An 18744-nucleotide genomic window follows, 5' to 3' on the forward strand; every position below is an offset into this window, starting at 1 on the left:
CTTACTTCTTGGAGGACGGGTGCTTGGGCCGCTGCTGGCCCTTGCGCTGGCCGGTCTTGCCCTGCTGGCGGGAGCCGCCGGAGTTGGCACGGCTCGGGCGCGTGGGCTTGTCGCCCTGGGCCTCGCCCTTCCCGTCGACGGCCTCGGAGGCACCGGTCCCGGCCGGCCCCTGGGGCTTCTTCTCCAGCGAGGGAGCCGCCTTCTCGGCGGTCGGCCCGGAGCCGTCCTCGATCTCCTTCGCCACGGCCTGCTGGACCGCGGCCTGGCGCTGGGCCTTGGTCTGGCGCTTGGGCTGCTGGCGCTTGGCGACGCCACCGCCCTCGGCCTCGGCCGTGACGGTGTCGCTCTTGACCACGGTGCCGTCGGCCTGGGCGGCGAAGCCCGCCTTGGCGAGGCTTCCGAAGAAGCGGCGCTCGTTCTCGTTGCGGTCGCTGCCCTTGGCGACGACGACCTTGACGACGCTCTTCCGGCGACGGCCGCGGACCTCACCGTGGTGGGTGATGCTCTTGAGGAGGCGCTGGAGATAGGCGTCCTGGGCCTTGCTGCCCGGCGTCGGGTTCTGGTTGATCACGTACATCTGCTGGCCCATGGTCCACACGTTGGTGGTCAGCCAGTAGACGAGGACGCCGACGGGGAAGTTGATGCCCATGACGGCGAAGATCACCGGGAAGATGTACATGAGCATCTTCTGCTGCTGCATGTACGGGGTCTTCACCGAGAGGTCGACGTTCTTCATCATCAGCTGGCGCTGGGTGAAGAACTGCGAGGCCGACATCATGATGATCATGATCGCGGTGACGATGCGGACGTCGGTCAGCGAGGCGTTGAGGGCCTCGACCTTCTCCGGGCTGTCCATGAACTTCGCGGCGATCGGGGCGCCGAAGATGTGGGCCTGCCGGGCGCTGTCGACCAGCGCCTGGTTCATCACGCCGATCTCCTTGCCCGACGCGATGTTGGACAGCACGTGGTACAGGGCGAAGAAGAACGGCGACTGGGCCAGGATGGGAAGGCACGAGGAGAGCGGGTTGGTGCCCGTCTCCTTGTACAGCTTCATCATCTCTTCGGACTGCCGCTGCTTGTCGCTCTTGTAGCGCTCCTGGATCGCCTTCATCTTCGGCTGGAGCGCCTGCATGTTCCGCGTCGACTTGATCTGCTTCACGAAGAGCGGGATCAGACAGATGCGGATCAGGATCACGAGGGACACGATGGACAGACCCCAGGCCCACCCGGTGTCGGGACCGAAGACCGCTCCGTACACCTTGTGGAACTGGACGATGACCCAGGAAACGGGCCAGGTGATGAAGCTGAACAGACTGGCAATCGTGTCCACTAATCAGGCTCCTTGAGCATTGGGCGAGGTCTCTGCGGCCGGGCTCGTCTCGGCGGTGGACCCGCCCTTGTCGCCGCGCAACGCGTTCCTCAGCATTTCGTGCCAGCGGGGGCGCTTCCGCGGGGGGACGTGGTCCACACCGCCGGGCGACCACGGATTGCACCGCAGGATGCGCCAGGCGGTCAGGGCCGTGCCCTTGATCGCGCCGTGCCGGTCGATGGCCGTGAATCCGTAGCGGGAACACGACGGGTAGTACCGGCAGACGGGGCCCAGCAGGGGGCTGATCGTCCACTGGTACAGCTTGATGAGAGCCAGCAGCGGGTACTTCATCGCGTGCCCCCTCCCAGGAGCCGCTGAAGAGCGGCGTCCAGGTCTCGGGCCAGCTGTGCGTGATCGGCGTCGCCGGCTCCGGGCAACGCCCGTACCACCACCAGGCTACCGGGGGGCAGGGCGGAGAGGCGGTCGCGGACGAGGTGACGCAGACGACGCTTCACCTGGTTGCGTACGACCGCACCGCCCACGGCCTTGCTCACGACGAAACCCGCACGCGTCGGGGGAGCGCTCTCCCCAGGCGCGTGCGGGTCCGTTGCACCGCTGCGTAGGTGGACGACGAGGAGCGGGCGACCGGCCCGGCGCCCTCGGCGTACCGCGGTTGCGAAGTCCTCGCGCCGCCTCAGCCGATTCTCGGTAGGCAGCACGTCATGACCTGTTTAAGTGGATCAGGCGGACAGGCTCGCGCGACCCTTGCCACGGCGGTTCGCCAGGATGGCGCGACCGGCGCGGGTGCGCATGCGCAGGCGGAAGCCGTGGGTCTTCGCGCGACGACGGTTGTTCGGCTGGAAGGTGCGCTTGCTCACTCGGGGGCTCCAGAAATGATTCGGGTGGTGGCGGGACATCGCCTGGCTGTCACCGTGCGCCCACGAGTAGCTCGCAATACGCCCGAGTGCACCGCTTCGTGATCACGGAGAGTGATCTTTGCCCATCGGAGGCAGGCGGCAGCAGCCATCGACAACTCGACCTGGTTACGGTACGCGCGGCTACGCCATCCGGTCAAACCGACCTGTCGCCACCCCCCATTGTGCACAGGCTGTGGACAACAACTTGAACCACGTCAGTCCGCCCGACTACCGTGGGCGGACTCCACAATCTTTTCCGTTCTGTCCTCACCTGTCCTCAACGGGCCGGTCTTCCGGACTTCGATCCACCGTCCCCGAGAACCACACCTTCGTGGGACCTGCGAGAAAGCGTGCCCTGTGGCTGACGTACCTGCCGATCTTGCCGCAGTGTGGCCGCGGGTCCTCGAACAGCTCCTCGCCGAGGGCCAGCAGGGGATCGAGCCCAAGGACAAGCAGTGGATCGAGCGCTGTCAGCCGCTCGCCCTGGTCGCCGACACGGCCCTCCTGGCCGTGCCCAACGAGTGGGGCAAGCGCGTCCTGGAGGGCCGGCTCGCCCCGCTGATCAGCGAGACCCTCAGCCGTGAGTGCGGCCGGCCGATCCGGATCGCGATCACCGTCGACGACTCCGTCGGCGAGCAGACGCCGCCCGCGCCCACCGTGCCGCAGCCGCAGCAGTCCCGCTACGACGAGCGCGACCGGCCCGAGCGGTACGAGAAGTACGACGGCTACGGCCACCGGCCGATGTCCGACGACGGGCTGCCGACCGCCCGCCCGGCCTATCCGGACTACCAGCAGCCGCAGCGGCCCGATCCCGGCTCCTGGCCGCGCACCCAGGAGGACCTCTCCTGGCAGCAGCCGCGCCTCGGCGGCTACCAGGAGCGGGCGCCGTACACCGGGCCCGAGCAGCCCCGGCAGACGCGCTACGACGAGCCCTCCCACGGCTACGAGCAGCAGCGGCCCGAGCGCGCCGAGCTGCCCGACCCGCCGAGCCACTCCGCGCGTCCCGGCCCCCGGCCGGGCGGCGGCCCGGTCCCCGGCCCCGGGGGCGTCCACGGTTCCCCGTCCTCCGGCTCCTCCGGGCAGGGCTCCGGCGCGCCGGGCGAGCAGCACGCGCGGCTGAACCCGCGGTACCTCTTCGACACCTTCGTGATCGGTTCCTCGAACCGGTTCGCGCACGCGGCCGCGGTCGCGGTGGCCGAGGCGCCGGCGAAGGCGTACAACCCCCTCTTCATCTACGGGGAGTCGGGGCTCGGCAAGACCCATCTGCTGCACGCGATCGGGCACTACGCGCGGAGCCTCTACCCGGGCACGCGCGTGCGGTACGTGAGCTCCGAGGAGTTCACCAACGAGTTCATCAACTCGATCCGCGACGGCAAGGGCGACACCTTCCGCAAGCGCTACCGCGACGTGGACATCCTGCTCGTCGACGACATCCAGTTCCTGGCGAGCAAGGAGTCGACGCAGGAGGAGTTCTTCCACACCTTCAACACCCTGCACAACGCGAACAAGCAGATCGTGCTCTCCTCGGACCGGCCGCCCCGGCAGCTGGTGACCCTGGAGGACCGGCTCCGCAACCGCTTCGAGTGGGGCCTCACCACCGACGTGCAGCCGCCGGAGCTGGAGACGCGCATCGCGATCCTCCGCAAGAAGGCGGTGCAGGAGCAGCTCAACGCCCCGCCGGAGGTACTGGAGTTCATCGCCTCCCGGATCTCGCGGAACATCCGCGAACTGGAGGGCGCGCTGATCCGGGTGACGGCCTTCGCGAGCCTCAACCGGCAGCCGGTCGACCTCGGGCTCACCGAGGTCGTCCTCAAGGACCTGATCCCGGGCGGCGAGGACAGCGCTCCGGAGATCACCGCTCCCGCGATCATGGCGGCCACCGCCGACTACTTCGGCCTGACGGTGGAGGACCTCTGCGGATCCTCGCGCAGCCGCGTCCTGGTGACGGCCCGCCAGATCGCCATGTACCTGTGCCGCGAGCTCACGGACCTGTCGCTGCCGAAGATCGGCGCGCAGTTCGGCGGCCGCGACCACACGACGGTGATGCACGCGGACCGGAAGATCCGCGCCCTGATGGCGGAGCGGCGCTCCATCTACAACCAGGTCACCGAACTGACCAACCGCATCAAGAACGGCTGACAGGGCCGACACGGTCGGTACGGCTTCCCACAGGGCGCCCCGGGACTCCTCCCGGGGCGCCCTCAGGCGTTCCCGGGGGTTTCCAGGGGTTTCCGGGGGTTTCCCGGGGGCGCTCCCGGGAGGGCGTCTCGGGGGCTCAGGACCGTCGGAGCGGGCCGCTCGGAGGCCGGGCAGGGACCCGTCGGGGGTTGAACACAGGCTGGGGACAGCCCGGAGACGGGTGGGCGACGAGGTGGCCCTGTTCGATTGCGTCGTTCCGCTGGCGGGTTCTCCACAGATTGCGGGATGATCACCCGTCCACAGGGTGGGGACTGCGAAGTTATCCGGATTTTGTCCACAGGTGCGCCTGGCGACAGAGGATCACTCCAGCTCAGACCCTTGGGGAATTGTTGGCAAACGTTATCCACAGGCTGTGGACGGAACTTTCGTCCACAGGGGGTCTCGACGGTTGTCCACCGGCTGCCCACAGGGGACGGCCTGTTGCCCACAGCTTCTCCACAGCCCTGTCCACTGTTCGGCAACGAAACACCCGTCCTCACCTCGACGAGTGAAAGGCGTCACACCAAGGGAGACGATTGGCCTGTGGGGAACCTGGGTAAAGCTGGGGACAGCGCTGGGGAGAACTCCCTGTGTCCTGTGTATGGGGTGTGCAGAACTTTCGGGTGTCCACAGAGACCCCCGGTTATCCACTGGTTCCACCCACAGGCACGGTGGACAAAAAACTGGGTCTGACCTGCGTGGACGGGGTTATCCACCGTTTCCACAGGCCCTACTACTACTCCCACCTAGAGTTAGCTCGGAATCCGCTTTGAAGCAGGGCCTGTGCACAACTCGGCGCCGGAGCTCCGCCCGCCCCTCGTCCCGACTTGACCCGGAGCAGCACCGAGTGTCGGCGGCGTACGTCAGACTGGTTCCCGCAGTCGACGAAGAGCCAGCAACAAGCAGGAGGCGGTTCCGGTGAAGATCCGGGTGGAGCGCGACGTACTCGCCGAGGCGGTGGCCTGGGTGGCCCGCAGCCTCCCGGCCCGTCCGCCGGCGCCCGTACTCGCGGGCCTTCTGCTGAAGGCCGAGGACGGCGCCCTGAGCTTCTCGAGCTTCGACTACGAGGTCTCCGCGCGGGTCTCGGTCGAGGCGGAGGTCGAGGAGGACGGCACCGTCCTCGTCTCCGGCCGCCTGCTCGCCGACATCTGCCGCGCCCTCCCCAACCGTCCGGTGGAGATCTCCACAGACGGTGTACGGGCGACCGTGGTCTGCGGCTCCTCCCGCTTCACCCTCCACACCCTGCCCGTGGAGGAGTACCCGGCGCTTCCGGAGATGCCCACCGCGACGGGCACCGTCCCCGGTGAGGTCTTCGCCTCCGCCGCCGCCCAGGTGGCCATCGCCGCCGGCCGTGACGACACGCTGCCCGTCCTCACCGGCGTGCGCATCGAGATCGAGGGCGACACGGTCACCCTGGCCTCCACCGACCGCTACCGCTTCGCGGTCCGCGAGTTCCTGTGGAAGCCGGAGTCCCCGGACGCCTCCGCGGTCGCCCTGGTGCCCGCGAAGACCCTCCTGGACACCGCCAAGGCGCTCACCAGCGGCGACACGGTCACCCTGGCGCTCTCGGGCTCCGGCAAGGGCGAGGGCCTCATCGGCTTCGAGGGCGCGGGCCGCCGCACCACCACCCGCCTGCTCGAAGGCGACCTGCCGAAGTACCGGACGCTCTTCCCCACCGAGTTCAACTCGGTCGCGGTGATCGAGACCGCCCCCTTCGTCGAGGCCGTCAAGCGCGTGGCCCTGGTGGCCGAGCGCAACACCCCGGTCCGGCTGAGCTTCGAGCAGGGCGTGCTGATCCTGGAAGCGGGCTCCAGCGACGACGCACAGGCTGTGGAGAGGGTCGACGCGCAGTTGGAGGGCGACGACATCTCGATCGCCTTCAACCCGACCTTCCTGCTCGACGGTCTGAGCGCGATCGACTCCCCCGTCGCCCAGCTCTCCTTCACGACCTCCACCAAGCCGGCGCTGCTCAGCGGCAAGCCCGCCGTGGACGCCGAGGCGGACGAGGCCTACAAGTACCTGATCATGCCGGTGCGCCTCAGCGGCTGACGTCCGGCGGGTCCTGCCGGGGGCCGGGGTCGTCCCCCGGGAGACCGCGGTGCGCCGGTGCGCCTCGGCGGTCGACGCCCTGCTGCGGGGCGTCGCCTGAGCGGCTGACCCCACAGGTGTGCACCCGCGTCCGGGCGTAGGCTCGGACGCGGGTACGAACCGCACACGACGCTTAAGGAATCTCTGATGGAGCTCGGTCTCGTCGGTCTCGGCAAGATGGGCGGCAACATGCGCGAGCGCATCCGCCGCGCAGGCCACACCGTCATCGGATACGACCGCAACCCGGACCTCGCCGACGTCCACAGCCTCGAAGAGCTTGTGGGCAAGCTCAAGGGTCCGCGCGTCGTGTGGGTCATGGTCCCGGCCGGTGCCGCGACCCAGTCCACCATCGACGAGCTGGCCGACCTGCTCTCCCCCGGCGACGTCGTCGTGGACGGCGGCAACTCGCGCTGGACGGACGACGAGAAGCACGCCGAGGAGCTGGCGGCCAAGGGCATCGGCTTCGTCGACTGCGGCGTCTCCGGCGGCGTGTGGGGCCTGGAGAACGGCTACGCGCTGATGTACGGCGGCGACGCCGAGAACGTGGCGAAGGTCCAGCCGGTCTTCGACGCGCTCAAGCCCGAGGGCGACTTCGGCTCGGTCCACGCGGGCAAGGTCGGCGCCGGCCACTTCGCGAAGATGGTCCACAACGGCATCGAGTACGCGATGATGCAGGCGTACGCCGAGGGCTGGGAGCTCCTGGAGAAGGTCGACTCCGTCACCGACGTCCGCGAGGTCTTCCGCTCCTGGCAGGAGGGCACGGTCATCCGCTCCTGGCTGCTCGACCTGGCCGTCAACGCCCTGGACGAGGACGAGCACCTGGACGGACTGCGGGGCTACGCCCAGGACTCCGGCGAGGGCCGGTGGACCGTCGAGGCCGCCATCGACAACGCCGTACCGCTGCCGGCGATCACCGCGTCCCTGTTCGCGCGGTTCGCCTCGCGCCAGGACGACTCCCCGCAGATGAAGATGATCGCCGCGCTGCGCAACCAGTTCGGCGGCCACGCGGTCGAGACGAAGAAGTAATCCACAGGCTGTGCACCCGGCGGTGCACAGCAGCCGGGGAAGGTCGGCGCCCAACCATGCACGTCACGCATCTGTCGCTGGCCGACTTCCGCTCCTACGCCCGGGTCGAGGTCCCGCTCGACCCGGGCGTCACCGCTTTCGTGGGCGCGAACGGCCAGGGCAAGACCAACCTGGTCGAGGCCGTCGGCTATCTCGCGACCCTCGGCAGCCACCGCGTCGCCTCCGACGCCCCGCTCGTGCGGATGGGGGCGGAGCGCGCGGTCGTCCGGGCCGCCGTCACCCAGGGCGAGCGCTCCCAGCTGATCGAGCTGGAGCTCAACCCGGGCCGGGCCAATCGCGCCCGCGTCAACAGGTCCTCGCAGGTCAGACCGCGGGACATCCTGGGGATCGTACGGACCGTGCTGTTCGCCCCCGAGGACCTCGCCCTGGTGAAGGGCGACCCCGGCGAGCGCCGGCGCTTCCTCGACGAGCTGATCACGGCGCGCGCGCCGCGCATGGCGGGCGTTCGCTCCGACTACGAGCGCGTGCTCAAGCAGCGCAACACGCTCCTGAAGTCGGCCGCGATGGCCCGGCGGCACGGCGGGCGGGGCATGGACCTGTCGACCCTGGACGTCTGGGACCAGCACCTGGCGCGGGCGGGCGCCGAGCTGCTCGCCCAGCGGCTCGACCTCATCGGCGTCCTCCAGCCGCTCGCGGACAAGGCGTACGAACAGCTCGCGCCCGGCGGCGGGCCGATCCTCCTGGAGTACCGGCCCTCCGCGCCCGGCGCCGGGAGCACCCGCGAGGAGCTGTACGAGCAGGTGCTCGCCGCCCTCGCCGAGGTCCGCAAGCAGGAGATCGAGCGGGGCGTCACGCTCGTCGGGCCGCACCGGGACGAGCTGCTGCTCAAGCTCGGGGACCTGCCCGCGAAGGGGTACGCGAGCCACGGCGAGTCCTGGTCGTACGCCCTGGCGCTGCGGCTCGCCTCGTACGACCTGCTGCGGGCCGAGGGCAACGAGCCGGTCCTCGTCCTCGACGACGTCTTCGCCGAGCTGGACGCGCGCCGGCGCGAGCGGCTCGCGGAGCTGGTGGCGCACGGCGAGCAGGTCCTGGTGACGGCCGCCGTGGACGACGACGTGCCGGGCGTGCTCGCCGGGGCCCGGTACGAGGTGGCCGGCGGGACGGTGGAACGCGTATGACCGTGGAGCGCGCATGAGCGAGGAGAACCTTCCCCAGCCTGTGGACGGTCCCGCGGCATCCGGAACCGCGGTCCCCGAGTCCTCGGGCGTCGACCTCGCCCGGGTGGCACTGCGTGCCGCCAAGGAGCAGGCGAAGGCGCGGGGCGCGGCCGCGCAGCAGAAGAAGCAGGCCCGGCGCGGCGGCGGGCTGCGGTCCGGCGCGCGCGCCGACGGGCGCGACCCGATGGCGCTCGGCGCCGCGATCAACCGGCTGATCACCGAGCGGGGCTGGGAGACGCCGGCGGCGGTCGGCGGGGTCATGGGCCGCTGGCCGCAGATCGTCGGCGAGGACCTGGCGAAGCACTGCGTACCGGTGAGGTTCGACGACGAGCCGGACGCGCGCGTGCTGACCGTGCAGTGCGACTCGACCGCGTGGGCCACGCAGCTGCGACTCCTCGCGCCGAAGCTCGTCGCGCGGCTCAACGAGGACCTGGGGCACGGGACGGTACGGCTGATCAAGGTGCTGGGACCGGGGGCGCCGAGGCGGGGGTACGGGCCGCTGCGGGCGCCGGGGTCGGTGGGCCCGGGCGACACGTACGGCTAGGGCGCCGGGCGGCCGGGGTCCTCCTCGGCGCGGGGTCGCCCTTCGCGCCCTCGTTCTCGTGGTGCGGGTGAGGCGGGTACGTCGGTACGTGGGTACGCGGGTACGTCGGTACAAGGGGAGGGCACCGTGCCGGTGTCGTCGTGCCCACCCGTTCCGCACTGCGGAACGTCTGCCCACGACGGGGCGGGCGCGTCCCCGGCGGCGGGCGGGGCGTTCGCCCGTCGCGGGAACAGGTCGCGCGCCCACGACAAGGCGGAGCGCGCCCCCGGCGGGAGCGGAGTGCGCCCTCGTAGCGGGGCGGAACACCTGCCCGCAACGAGGCGGAGCGCGCCCCGCGACGGAACCGATCCGCGCCCCACGACAGACCCGAACCCCGCCCCACGGCGGAGCCGACCCGCGCCCCACGACAGACCCGACCCGCGCCCCGCGGCGGAACCGGACCCCGCCCCCGTGCCGTCATCGATCACGCGCTGACAACGTGGGGCCCCCGCCGCCCACGCCGCGCTACGACTCGAAGCGCTAGGTGGCCGTCAGAGGGCTCTGGAGCCCCTATCCGGATATGGGGAGTCGTCTCGCTACCGCCCAGGGCGGCACATGCGGACTCAGGTACCGGCAAACCCCCATGAGTGTCGGCGCTACCGGTAGACTGGAAGACAATCCCGCCACCCTGCGGAACATGTCGAACGACGCAGCCGCTCCCGCATGCCCGGAGAACGGCCTGTGCTGTGCCAGAAAGGGCGCTTCGTGGCCGATTCCGGCAACCCCAACGAGAACAACCAGTACACCGCCAGCAACATCCAGGTCCTCGAAGGCCTGGATGCCGTGCGCAAGCGCCCTGGCATGTACATCGGCTCGACCGGCGAGCGCGGTCTGCACCACATGGTGCAGGAGGTCGTCGACAACTCGGTCGACGAAGCCCTGGCCGGCCACGCCGACACCATCGACGTGACGATCCTGCCCGACGGCGGCGTCCGCGTCATCGACAACGGCCGCGGCATCCCGGTGGGCATCGTGGCCTCCGAGGGCAAGCCGGCCGTCGAGGTCGTCCTCACCGTGCTGCACGCGGGCGGCAAGTTCGGCGGCGGCGGCTACGCCGTCTCCGGCGGTCTGCACGGCGTCGGCGTCTCGGTCGTGAACGCCCTGTCCACCAAGGTCTCCGTCGAGATCCGGACGGACGGCCACCGCTGGACGCAGGACTACAAGATGGGCGTCCCGACGGCCCCGCTCGTCCAGCACGAGGCGACCGCGGAGACCGGCACGTCGGTGACCTTCTGGGCCGACCCGGACATCTTCGAGACCACCGAGTACTCCTTCGAGACGCTCTCGCGCCGCTTCCAGGAGATGGCCTTCCTCAACAAGGGCCTCACCATCACGCTCACCGACGAGCGCGAGTCCGCGAAGGCCACGGTCGGCGCCGACGACCCGGACGCCGAGGCCGCCGCCGAGGCGCCCGCCCGCACGGTCGAGTACCACTACGAGGGCGGCATCGTCGACTTCGTGAAGTACCTCAACTCACGCAAGGGCGAGCTGGTCAACCCCACCGTCATCGACATCGAGGCCGAGGACAAGGAGCGCCTGCTCTCGGTCGAGATCGCGATGCAGTGGAACTCCTCGTACAGCGAGGGCGTGTACTCCTTCGCGAACACGATCCACACCCACGAGGGCGGTACGCACGAGGAGGGCTTCCGCGCCGCGCTGACCACGCTGGTCAACAAGTACGCGCGCGACAAGAAGCTGCTCCGCGAGAAGGACGACAACCTCACGGGTGACGACATCCGCGAGGGCCTGACCGCGATCATCTCGGTCAAGCTCGGCGAGCCGCAGTTCGAGGGCCAGACGAAGACCAAGCTCGGCAACACCGAGGCGAAGACCTTCGTCCAGAAGGTCGTCCACGAGCACCTGACGGACTGGTTCGACCGCAACCCGAACGAGGCCGCGGACATCATCCGCAAGGGCATCCAGGCCGCCACCGCGCGCGTGGCCGCCCGCAAGGCGCGCGACCTGACCCGCCGCAAGGGCCTCCTGGAGTCGGCGTCCCTGCCGGGCAAGCTCTCCGACTGCCAGTCGAACGACCCGTCCAAGTGCGAGATCTTCATCGTCGAGGGCGACTCCGCCGGCGGCTCGGCCAAGTCCGGCCGCAACCCGATGTACCAGGCCATCCTGCCGATCCGCGGCAAGATCCTGAACGTCGAGAAGGCCCGCATCGACAAGATCCTGCAGAACACCGAGGTCCAGGCGCTGATCTCCGCCTTCGGCACCGGCGTGCACGAGGACTTCGACATCGAGAAGCTCCGCTATCACAAGATCATCCTGATGGCGGACGCCGACGTCGACGGCCAGCACATCAACACCCTGCTGCTGACCTTCCTCTTCCGCTTCATGCGCCCGCTGGTCGAGGCCGGTCACGTCTACCTCTCCCGCCCGCCGCTCTACAAGATCAAGTGGGGCCGGGACGACTTCGAGTACGCCTACTCGGACCGGGAGCGGGACGCGCTCGTCGAGCTGGGCAAGCAGAACGGCAAGCGGATCCGCGAGGACTCGATCCAGCGCTTCAAGGGCCTCGGCGAGATGAACGCCGAGGAGCTGCGCGTCACCACCATGGACGTCGAGCACCGGGTGCTCGGCCAGGTGACCCTGGACGACGCGGCCCAGGCCGACGACCTGTTCTCGGTGCTGATGGGCGAGGACGTCGAGGCACGCCGCTCGTTCATCCAGCGGAACGCCAAGGACGTCCGCTTCCTCGACATCTGAGTCGGTCCCAGCTGACCGTACGAAAGGACTGACGACCAGCAATGGCCGACGAAAACACCTCCGGTACCACCGAAGAGCAGGAGCCCGTGCTGCGGATCGAGCCCGTCGGGCTCGAGACCGAGATGCAGCGCTCGTACCTCGACTACGCGATGTCCGTCATCGTGTCCCGCGCGCTGCCCGACGTGCGGGACGGCCTCAAGCCCGTCCACCGCCGCGTGCTGTACGCGATGTACGACGGCGGCTACCGGCCGGAGAAGGGCTTCTACAAGTGCGCCCGCGTCGTCGGTGACGTCATGGGTACGTACCACCCGCACGGCGACTCCTCGATCTACGACGCGCTCGTCCGCCTCGCCCAGCCCTGGTCGATGCGGCTGCCGCTCGTCGACTCCAACGGCAACTTCGGCTCCCCGGGCAACGACCCGGCCGCCGCCATGCGCTACACCGAGTGCAAGCTGGCGCCGCTGTCGATGGAGATGGTCCGGGACATCGACGAGGAGACCGTCGACTTCACGGACAACTACGACGGGCGCAACCAGGAGCCGACGGTCCTGCCGGCCCGGTTCCCGAACCTGCTCGTCAACGGCTCGGCCGGCATCGCGGTCGGCATGGCGACCAACATCCCGCCGCACAACCTGCGCGAGGTCGCCGAGGGCGCCCAGTGGTACCTGGCCCACCCGGAGGCCTCGCACGAGGAGCTGCTCGACGCGCTCATCGAGCGGATCAAGGGACCGGACTTCCCCACCGGCGCGCTCGTCGTCGGCCGCAAGGGCATCGAGGAGGCGTACCGCACCGGTCGCGGCTCCATCACGATGCGCGCGGTCGTCGAGGTCGAGGAGATCCAGAACCGCCAGTGCCTGGTGGTCACGGAGCTGCCGTACCAGACCAACCCGGACAACCTCGCGCAGAAGATCGCCGACCTGGTGAAGGACGGCAAGATCGGCGGCATCGCCGACGTCCGCGACGAGACCTCGTCCCGGACCGGCCAGCGCCTGGTGATCGTGCTCAAGCGCGACGCCGTCGCCAAGGTCGTCCTGAACAACCTCTACAAGCACACCGACCTCCAGTCGAACTTCGGCGCCAACATGCTGGCGCTCGTCGACGGCGTGCCGCGCACCCTCTCGCTCGACGCGTTCATCCGCCACTGGGTGACGCACCAGATCGAGGTCATCGTCCGCCGGACCCGCTTCCGGCTGCGCAAGGCCGAGGAGCGCGCCCACATCCTGCGCGGTCTGCTCAAGGCCCTCGACTCGATCGACGAGGTCATCGCGCTGATCCGGCGCAGCGACACGGTCGAGGTCGCCCGCACGGGCCTGATGGACCTGCTGAGCATCGACGAGATCCAGGCCAACGCGATCCTGGAGATGCAGCTCCGCCGGCTCGCCGCCCTGGAGCGGCAGAAGATCGTCGCCGAGCACGACGAGCTCCAGGCGAAGATCAACGAGTACAACGCGATCCTGGCCTCGCCCGAGAGGCAGCGGACGATCGTCAGCGAGGAGCTGGCCGCGCTCGTCGAGCGCTTCGGCGACGACCGCCGCTCCAAGCTCGTGCCCTTCGACGGCGACATGTCCATCGAGGACCTGATCGCCGAGGAGGACATCGTCGTCACCATCACGCGCGGTGGCTACGTGAAGCGGACGAAGACCGAGGACTACCGCTCGCAGAAGCGCGGCGGCAAGGGCGTGCGGGGCACGAAGCTGAAGCAGGACGACATCGTCGACCACTTCTTCGTCTCCACCACCCACCACTGGCTGCTCTTCTTCACCAACAAGGGCCGGGTCTACCGGGTCAAGGCGTACGAGCTGCCGGACGCCGGCCGGGACGCCCGCGGCCAGCACGTGGCCAACCTCCTCGCCTTCCAGCCGGATGAGCAGATCGCCCGGATCCTGGCGATCCGCGACTACGAGGCCGCGCCGTACCTGGTGCTCGCCACCAAGGCCGGCCTGGTGAAGAAGACCGCGCTGAAGGACTACGACTCGCCCCGCTCCGGCGGCGTCATCGCCATCAACCTGCGCGAGCTGGAGAACGGCGGCGACGACGAGCTGATCGGCGCCGAGCTGGTCTCGGCCGAGGACGACCTGCTGCTCATCAGCAAGAAGGCGCAGTCGATCCGCTTCACCGCCACGGACGACGCGTTGCGTCCGATGGGACGCGCCACTTCGGGTGTCAAGGGCATGAGTTTCCGCGAGGACGACGAACTGCTCTCGATGAATGTCGTCCGGACGGGTACGTTCGTCTTCACCGCGACCGACGGCGGGTACGCGAAGCGCACCCCCGTCGACGAGTACCGCGTCCAGGGCCGTGGCGGCCTCGGCATCAAGGCCGCCAAGATCGTGGAGGACCGCGGCTCGCTCGTGGGCGCGCTGGTGGTCGAGGAGACGGATGAGATCCTCGCCATCACGCTGTCCGGCGGTGTGATTCGTACGCGAGTCAACGAAGTCAGGGAGACCGGCCGTGACACCATGGGCGTCCAGCTGATCAACCTGGGCAAGCGCGACGCCGTCGTCGGCATCGCGCGGAACGCCGAGGCGGGCGACACCGACGACGAGATCGACGACGCCGACGAGGTCGAGGGCGGTGTCGAGGTGACCGAGGCCGCGGTGGTCGAGGTCGGGACAGCCGGGGGCACGGAGCCCTCGGCCGGGGAGCACGAGGAGTAAGAGCGTGAGTGGAGCCACGGGCGCCGGATCTGCGGCCGCCGGAGCTTCTTCTGCAGGTGCCGGCGCGAGCGGCGCCCGTGGTTCCGCCACGGACTCCCAGGGGGTTGCGGTGACGGACACTCGGGGGCAGCAGCCCTCGTACGAGAGCTACAACGGGCCGCTGCCCGGCGAGCGCGCGGGCGGGCAGGCGAGCGGGCCTTACCACCCGCCGCAGGCGTACGGCGCCCCGACGACGGGCGGCACGTCGGGCGGCCAGACCGGGGCCGTGCGACGGCCCCGTACGGGCGCGCGCACGACGCCCCGGACGCGCAAGGCCCGGCTGCGGGTGGCGAAGGCCGACCCGTGGTCGGTGATGAAGGTGAGCTTCCTGCTCTCCATCGCCCTCGGCATCTGCACGGTCGTGGCCGCCGCGGTGCTGTGGATGGTCATGGACGCCATGGGCGTCTTCTCGACGGTCGGCGGGACGATCAGCGAGGCCACGGGCTCGAACGAGTCCAACGGCTTCGACCTGCAGTCGTTCCTCTCGCTGCCGCGGGTGCTGATGTTCACCTCGGTGATCGCCGTGATCGACGTGGTCCTGATGACCGCCCTGGCGACGCTCGGCGCGTTCATCTACAACCTGTCGGCCGGTTTCGTGGGCGGCGTCGAGCTGACGCTGGCCGAGGACGAGTAGAGGCCGGGCGGGACGCGCGGGGCCGGTCCGGACAACGGATTTTGGGACTGGCCCCCACGTGCGCTAATCTTCAGGAGTCAGCGCGCGGGACACACACCGCAAAGCGCGGCGGGGCTATAGCTCAGTTGGTTAGAGCGCATCCCTGATAAGGATGAGGCCACAGGTTCAAATCCTGTTAGCCCCACATTTCAGATCGGCCCGGACGGTTGAACCGTCCGGGCCGATTCTCTTTGCCCCGGAGTGAATCGGGGACGTCGTGGGTTTGAAACTCGCACAGGTCACCGATCGGTATCGGTCGATGTGTAGAGTGGGCGTCAGAAGTCTCCTACGTCAACGAAAGACGAGGTCGCGCGGTGAAGAAGCTTCTCCTGGTCGCACTGGCCGCCATCGGCGGGCTCCTCGTGTACCGCCAGATCCAGGCGGATCGCGCCGAGCAGGATCTGTGGACGGAGGCGACCGACTCCGTGCCCGCAGGTTCGGGTGTCTGAGACGAACACCGTCTGTGGGTGAAGCCCCGGCCGCACTTGTGCGGACCGGGGCTTCGCTCCGTTCCGGGGCCGTTCGGATCTCACCGGGCCCTGTCGGTGGTTTGCCCGGGCGAATATGTTGCTCGCTCGGGCGAAGCGGAAGCGACGAGGGGGAGCGCGTGAAGAAGCGGATCGGCATCGGCAGGAGGGCGGGGGCCCTGATCGCGGCCGCCGCGGCGGTGGGAACGGTGGCGGGGACGCCCGCCCAGGCCCGGGCCGCAGGCGGCGAGGCGCTCCCTCCGTACACCTTCGACGCCACCGCCCAGCGGGTCCGGGGGGCCGCCTCCAGCTCGGACGCGCAGCCGCTGGAGACCGGGCGGACCTACCGCGACACGCTCCGGAAGAACGGCAAGGTCTACTACCGGGTCGTCCTCGACGGAAAGCGGAACACCTACGTCTCCGTGGTCGCCGTCCCCGGGCCCGGCGGCAAGGTCGACTACGGCGACGGCTTCAAGGTCAGCATCCAGGACAACTCCGGCACCGAGTGCGGCTACCAGCAGATGGGCTTCTCCTCGGCCCGGTACACCCGCCCCCTCGCCGCGTACGCCCGCCGCACGGTGAACCCGGACAGTTCGAGCTGCCAGCAGCCGGGCAACTACTACGTGCTCGTCGAGCGCACCACGAAGGCGGGCTCCGACCAGTCCGACTGGGACGTCGAGATCCGGCACCTGGCCGAACCGCTCCTGAAGAAGGCGGGGCCGACCGAGCTTCCGGAGGCCTGGCCGTCCGCCACGCCCGCGCCCCTGACGGGCGAACCCGAGCCCCGGCAGGGCGGCTCGGGGGTCTACGACGCGGCCTCGCTCACGCAGGGCGAGTGGCGGGCCGACATCCGGCCGGGGCAGACCCTCTTCTACCGGGTCCCCCTCGACTGGGGGCAGCAGCTCTTCGCCACCGCCGAACTGGGCAGCAGCGCCGAGGGCGACGACCACGTCTCCAACGCCCTGGTGCTCTCCCTGGAGAATCCGGCGCTCGGCCACGTCGACGCGGAGACCGTCGGCTACGGCGGGAAGCAGGCGACGCTGGCGCTCGGCCCGCAGCGGCCGGTGGCGCACGAGAACCGCACCTCGTACACCGAGTCCACGAGCGGGATGCGGTTCGCCGGCTGGTACTACCTGTCCGCCACGCTCAGCCCGGAGATCGCCGAGGAGTACGGCGACGGGCCGGTGCCGCTGACGCTGCGGGTGAACGTGCTGAACGCGGCGAAGGCCGGCCCCGGGTACGACGCGGACCCCGGCCCGTTCGCCGTGACCCCCGACGACAAGAGGTCGGCCGAGAAGGGGTCCAGCGGCGCGCAGGCGGCCGAGGAGGCGGCGCGCGGCGACTCCATGCGGCTGGTCGCCACGGCCGGGATCGGCACCGGGACGGTGCTGCTGCTCGGCCTCGGCGCGTGGACGCTGGTGGCGCGCCGACGGGCGGCGTGACTCCTCAGACCTGAGTGAGGGCCCAGAGGCCGACCGCGAGGGAGACGAGCGCGAACAGGAGCACCGGGACCGCGACCTTCGGGGGCGGTCCCGGCCGGCGCACGGGGACGGGCGCGGGGGCCGTCACCGGCTGCGGGTACCCGTAGGGGCCGGGGGCCTGGACGGGAGGAGCGGTGTACGGGTGCGGAGGGGCCTGTCCGTACGGCGACGCCGGGTACGCGACCGGCGGGGGGAGGTGGAAGCTGCCCGTCTCGGAGGGCCGGGGCGGCGGGGCCGCCGGAGCGACGGCCGGCTGCGGGGGCGGCTGTGGCGGCGGTACGGGGTGCACGGGCCCGGCGGGCCGCTCCTGAGCCGGTACGGGCGGGGGGAGGGGGCGCCCGGGGTCGGTGGCCGTGGCTTGGGCGGGGGCAGTGGAGGGGTTCCGGGCGCCCTGATGGTCCTGTGCGGGGCGGGCCGTGGAGCTCGTGGGGCCTGCGGGACTTGTGGAGTTCCCGGGGCTCTTGGGGCTCGCGGGGCTCCTGGGGCCTTCAGGGCCTACGGGGTTTTCGGGGCCTTCGGGTCCGAAGCCGGGCGGCAGGGGGCCGAGTTGGTCGAAGATCTCGACCGGCTCCTCGTCGGCGGCCGGCTCGGGCAGCATCTCGACGGCGGCGCTCAGCGCCTTGCGCGCTCCCGTGGCCGTCCGGAAGCGGACCTGCGGATCGGGCTGGAGCAGCCCCGCGAGCACCTGCCACAGGGGCTCCGGGACGCCCTCGGGGGCGCTCGGGGTGCCGTACGTGAGGAAGTGCTCGACCAGGGCCCGCGAGTCCGGCTTGCGGCCCTGGAGCAGATAGAGCGCGACCAGGCCGACGGCGAACAGGTCGGCGGTGAAGTCCGGTTCGGCGCCGAGGAGCTGCTCGGGCGCGAAGTGACCGGGCGTTCCCACGACGTGGTCGGTCTCGGTGAGCCGGGGTTCGCCCTTGCGCATGGAGATGCCGAAGTCGGACAGCCGCAGGTGCGGCCGCCCGGTCCCGGTGACGTCGAGGAGGATGTTGGCCGGCTTGATGTCCCGGTGGACGACCCCCTCCGCGTGCACCGTGGCGAGCCCCGAGAGCAGCTGGTCGAGGAGGACGCAGACGAAGCGGGGCGGCAGCGGGCCGTAGTCCCCGATGACGTGGGCCAGGGAGCCGCCGGCCATCAGGTCCATGGTGAAGAGGACCTTGTCGTCGTCGGCAGCCCAGCTGGCCGGGGCCAGGACGTGCGGGTGGTCGATGCGCAGCGCCTGCTCGCGGACGAAGCGGAGCAGGGTGTGGGCGTCGCTCTGCAGGAGCACCTTGGCCGCCACGTAGCGGCGGCGCCGGTGGTCCCAGGCCCGCCACACCGCGCCCGCCCCGCCCCGTCCGATCGGGTCGATCAGCTCGTACCGTCCGGCGAAGACCTCACCCATCGTGCTGCGCCCG

The 18744-nt window shown here is 70.3% G+C and carries 15 protein-coding genes and 1 tRNA gene; 11 read left to right on the forward strand and 5 right to left on the reverse strand.

What is annotated here, in order from left to right:
* Position 1: 1 nt before the first annotated feature.
* Genes yidC through rpmH form a run of 4 tightly spaced genes read right to left on the reverse strand, consistent with a single transcriptional unit; the run spans position 2 to position 2187 of the window.
* Entirely contained in the window at positions 2–1330 is a 1329-nt protein-coding gene (gene yidC, locus ADL08_RS00775) for a membrane protein insertase YidC (protein ID WP_053640023.1), read from the reverse strand.
* 3 nt (positions 1331–1333) lie between these two features.
* Entirely contained in the window at positions 1334–1660 is a 327-nt protein-coding gene (yidD, locus tag ADL08_RS00780) for a membrane protein insertion efficiency factor YidD (protein WP_053640024.1), read from the reverse strand.
* Positions 1657–2028 (reverse strand): ribonuclease P protein component, encoded by a 372-nt coding sequence (gene rnpA / locus ADL08_RS34945; protein ID WP_078489585.1) that lies wholly within the window; start codon positions 2026–2028, stop codon positions 1657–1659. Before rnpA ends, yidD begins: the two co-directional genes overlap by 4 nt.
* A 21-nt stretch (positions 2029–2049) precedes the next feature.
* Complete coding sequence (gene rpmH, locus ADL08_RS00790; RefSeq protein ID WP_006381191.1) at positions 2050–2187, reverse strand: 50S ribosomal protein L34; 138 nt, start codon at positions 2185–2187, stop codon at positions 2050–2052.
* Between the two features lie 396 nt (positions 2188–2583).
* Here rpmH and dnaA point away from each other — a divergent pair, with 396 nt between their 5' ends.
* The 11 genes from dnaA (at position 2584) to ADL08_RS00840 (ending at position 17308) form a co-directional block, all read left to right on the forward strand.
* On the forward strand, positions 2584–4365 hold the full coding sequence (dnaA, locus tag ADL08_RS00795; RefSeq protein WP_053640026.1) for a chromosomal replication initiator protein DnaA: 1782 nt from the start codon (positions 2584–2586) through the stop codon (positions 4363–4365).
* Between the two features lie 957 nt (positions 4366–5322).
* Entirely contained in the window at positions 5323–6453 is a 1131-nt protein-coding gene (gene dnaN, locus ADL08_RS00800; protein WP_030205035.1) for a DNA polymerase III subunit beta, read from the forward strand.
* Positions 6454–6639: 186 nt separating this feature from the next.
* Positions 6640–7518, forward strand: a complete 879-nt coding sequence (gene gnd, locus ADL08_RS00805; RefSeq protein ID WP_053640027.1) for a phosphogluconate dehydrogenase (NAD(+)-dependent, decarboxylating) — start codon at positions 6640–6642, stop codon at positions 7516–7518.
* 56 nt (positions 7519–7574) lie between these two features.
* Positions 7575–8696 (forward strand): DNA replication/repair protein RecF, encoded by a 1122-nt coding sequence (gene recF / locus ADL08_RS00810; protein WP_053640028.1) that lies wholly within the window; start codon positions 7575–7577, stop codon positions 8694–8696.
* Positions 8697–8709: 13 nt separating this feature from the next.
* On the forward strand, positions 8710–9279 hold the full coding sequence (locus ADL08_RS00815; protein ID WP_053640029.1) for a DUF721 domain-containing protein: 570 nt from the start codon (positions 8710–8712) through the stop codon (positions 9277–9279).
* 720 nt (positions 9280–9999) lie between these two features.
* On the forward strand, positions 10000–12030 hold the full coding sequence (gene gyrB, locus ADL08_RS00820; RefSeq protein ID WP_053640030.1) for a DNA topoisomerase (ATP-hydrolyzing) subunit B: 2031 nt from the start codon (positions 10000–10002) through the stop codon (positions 12028–12030).
* A gap of 41 nt (positions 12031–12071) precedes the next feature.
* Positions 12072–14687, forward strand: coding sequence for a DNA gyrase subunit A (gyrA, locus tag ADL08_RS00825; RefSeq protein ID WP_053640031.1), 2616 nt, complete (start codon positions 12072–12074; stop codon positions 14685–14687).
* A 109-nt stretch (positions 14688–14796) separates the two neighbouring features.
* Positions 14797–15360, forward strand: coding sequence for a DUF3566 domain-containing protein (locus ADL08_RS00830; protein ID WP_053640032.1), 564 nt, complete (start codon positions 14797–14799; stop codon positions 15358–15360).
* 110 nt (positions 15361–15470) lie between these two features.
* Positions 15471–15544: transfer RNA gene (locus ADL08_RS00835), tRNA-Ile, on the forward strand.
* A gap of 169 nt (positions 15545–15713) precedes the next feature.
* Complete coding sequence (locus ADL08_RS34955; RefSeq protein ID WP_003958712.1) at positions 15714–15848, forward strand: DLW-39 family protein; 135 nt, start codon at positions 15714–15716, stop codon at positions 15846–15848.
* 158 nt (positions 15849–16006) lie between these two features.
* A complete protein-coding gene (locus ADL08_RS00840; RefSeq protein WP_078967886.1) occupies positions 16007–17308 on the forward strand; it encodes a hypothetical protein in 1302 nt (433 codons plus the stop codon).
* A gap of 4 nt (positions 17309–17312) precedes the next feature.
* On the opposite strand, the gene ADL08_RS00845 is transcribed toward ADL08_RS00840, so the two are convergent.
* Positions 17313–18731, reverse strand: a complete 1419-nt coding sequence (locus tag ADL08_RS00845; protein WP_053640033.1) for a serine/threonine-protein kinase — start codon at positions 18729–18731, stop codon at positions 17313–17315.
* Between the last annotated feature and the right edge of the window lie 13 nt (positions 18732–18744).

The sequence above is a fragment of the Streptomyces sp. NRRL F-6492 genome, assembly GCF_001280125.1.
Lineage (GTDB): Bacteria > Actinomycetota > Actinomycetes > Streptomycetales > Streptomycetaceae > Streptomyces.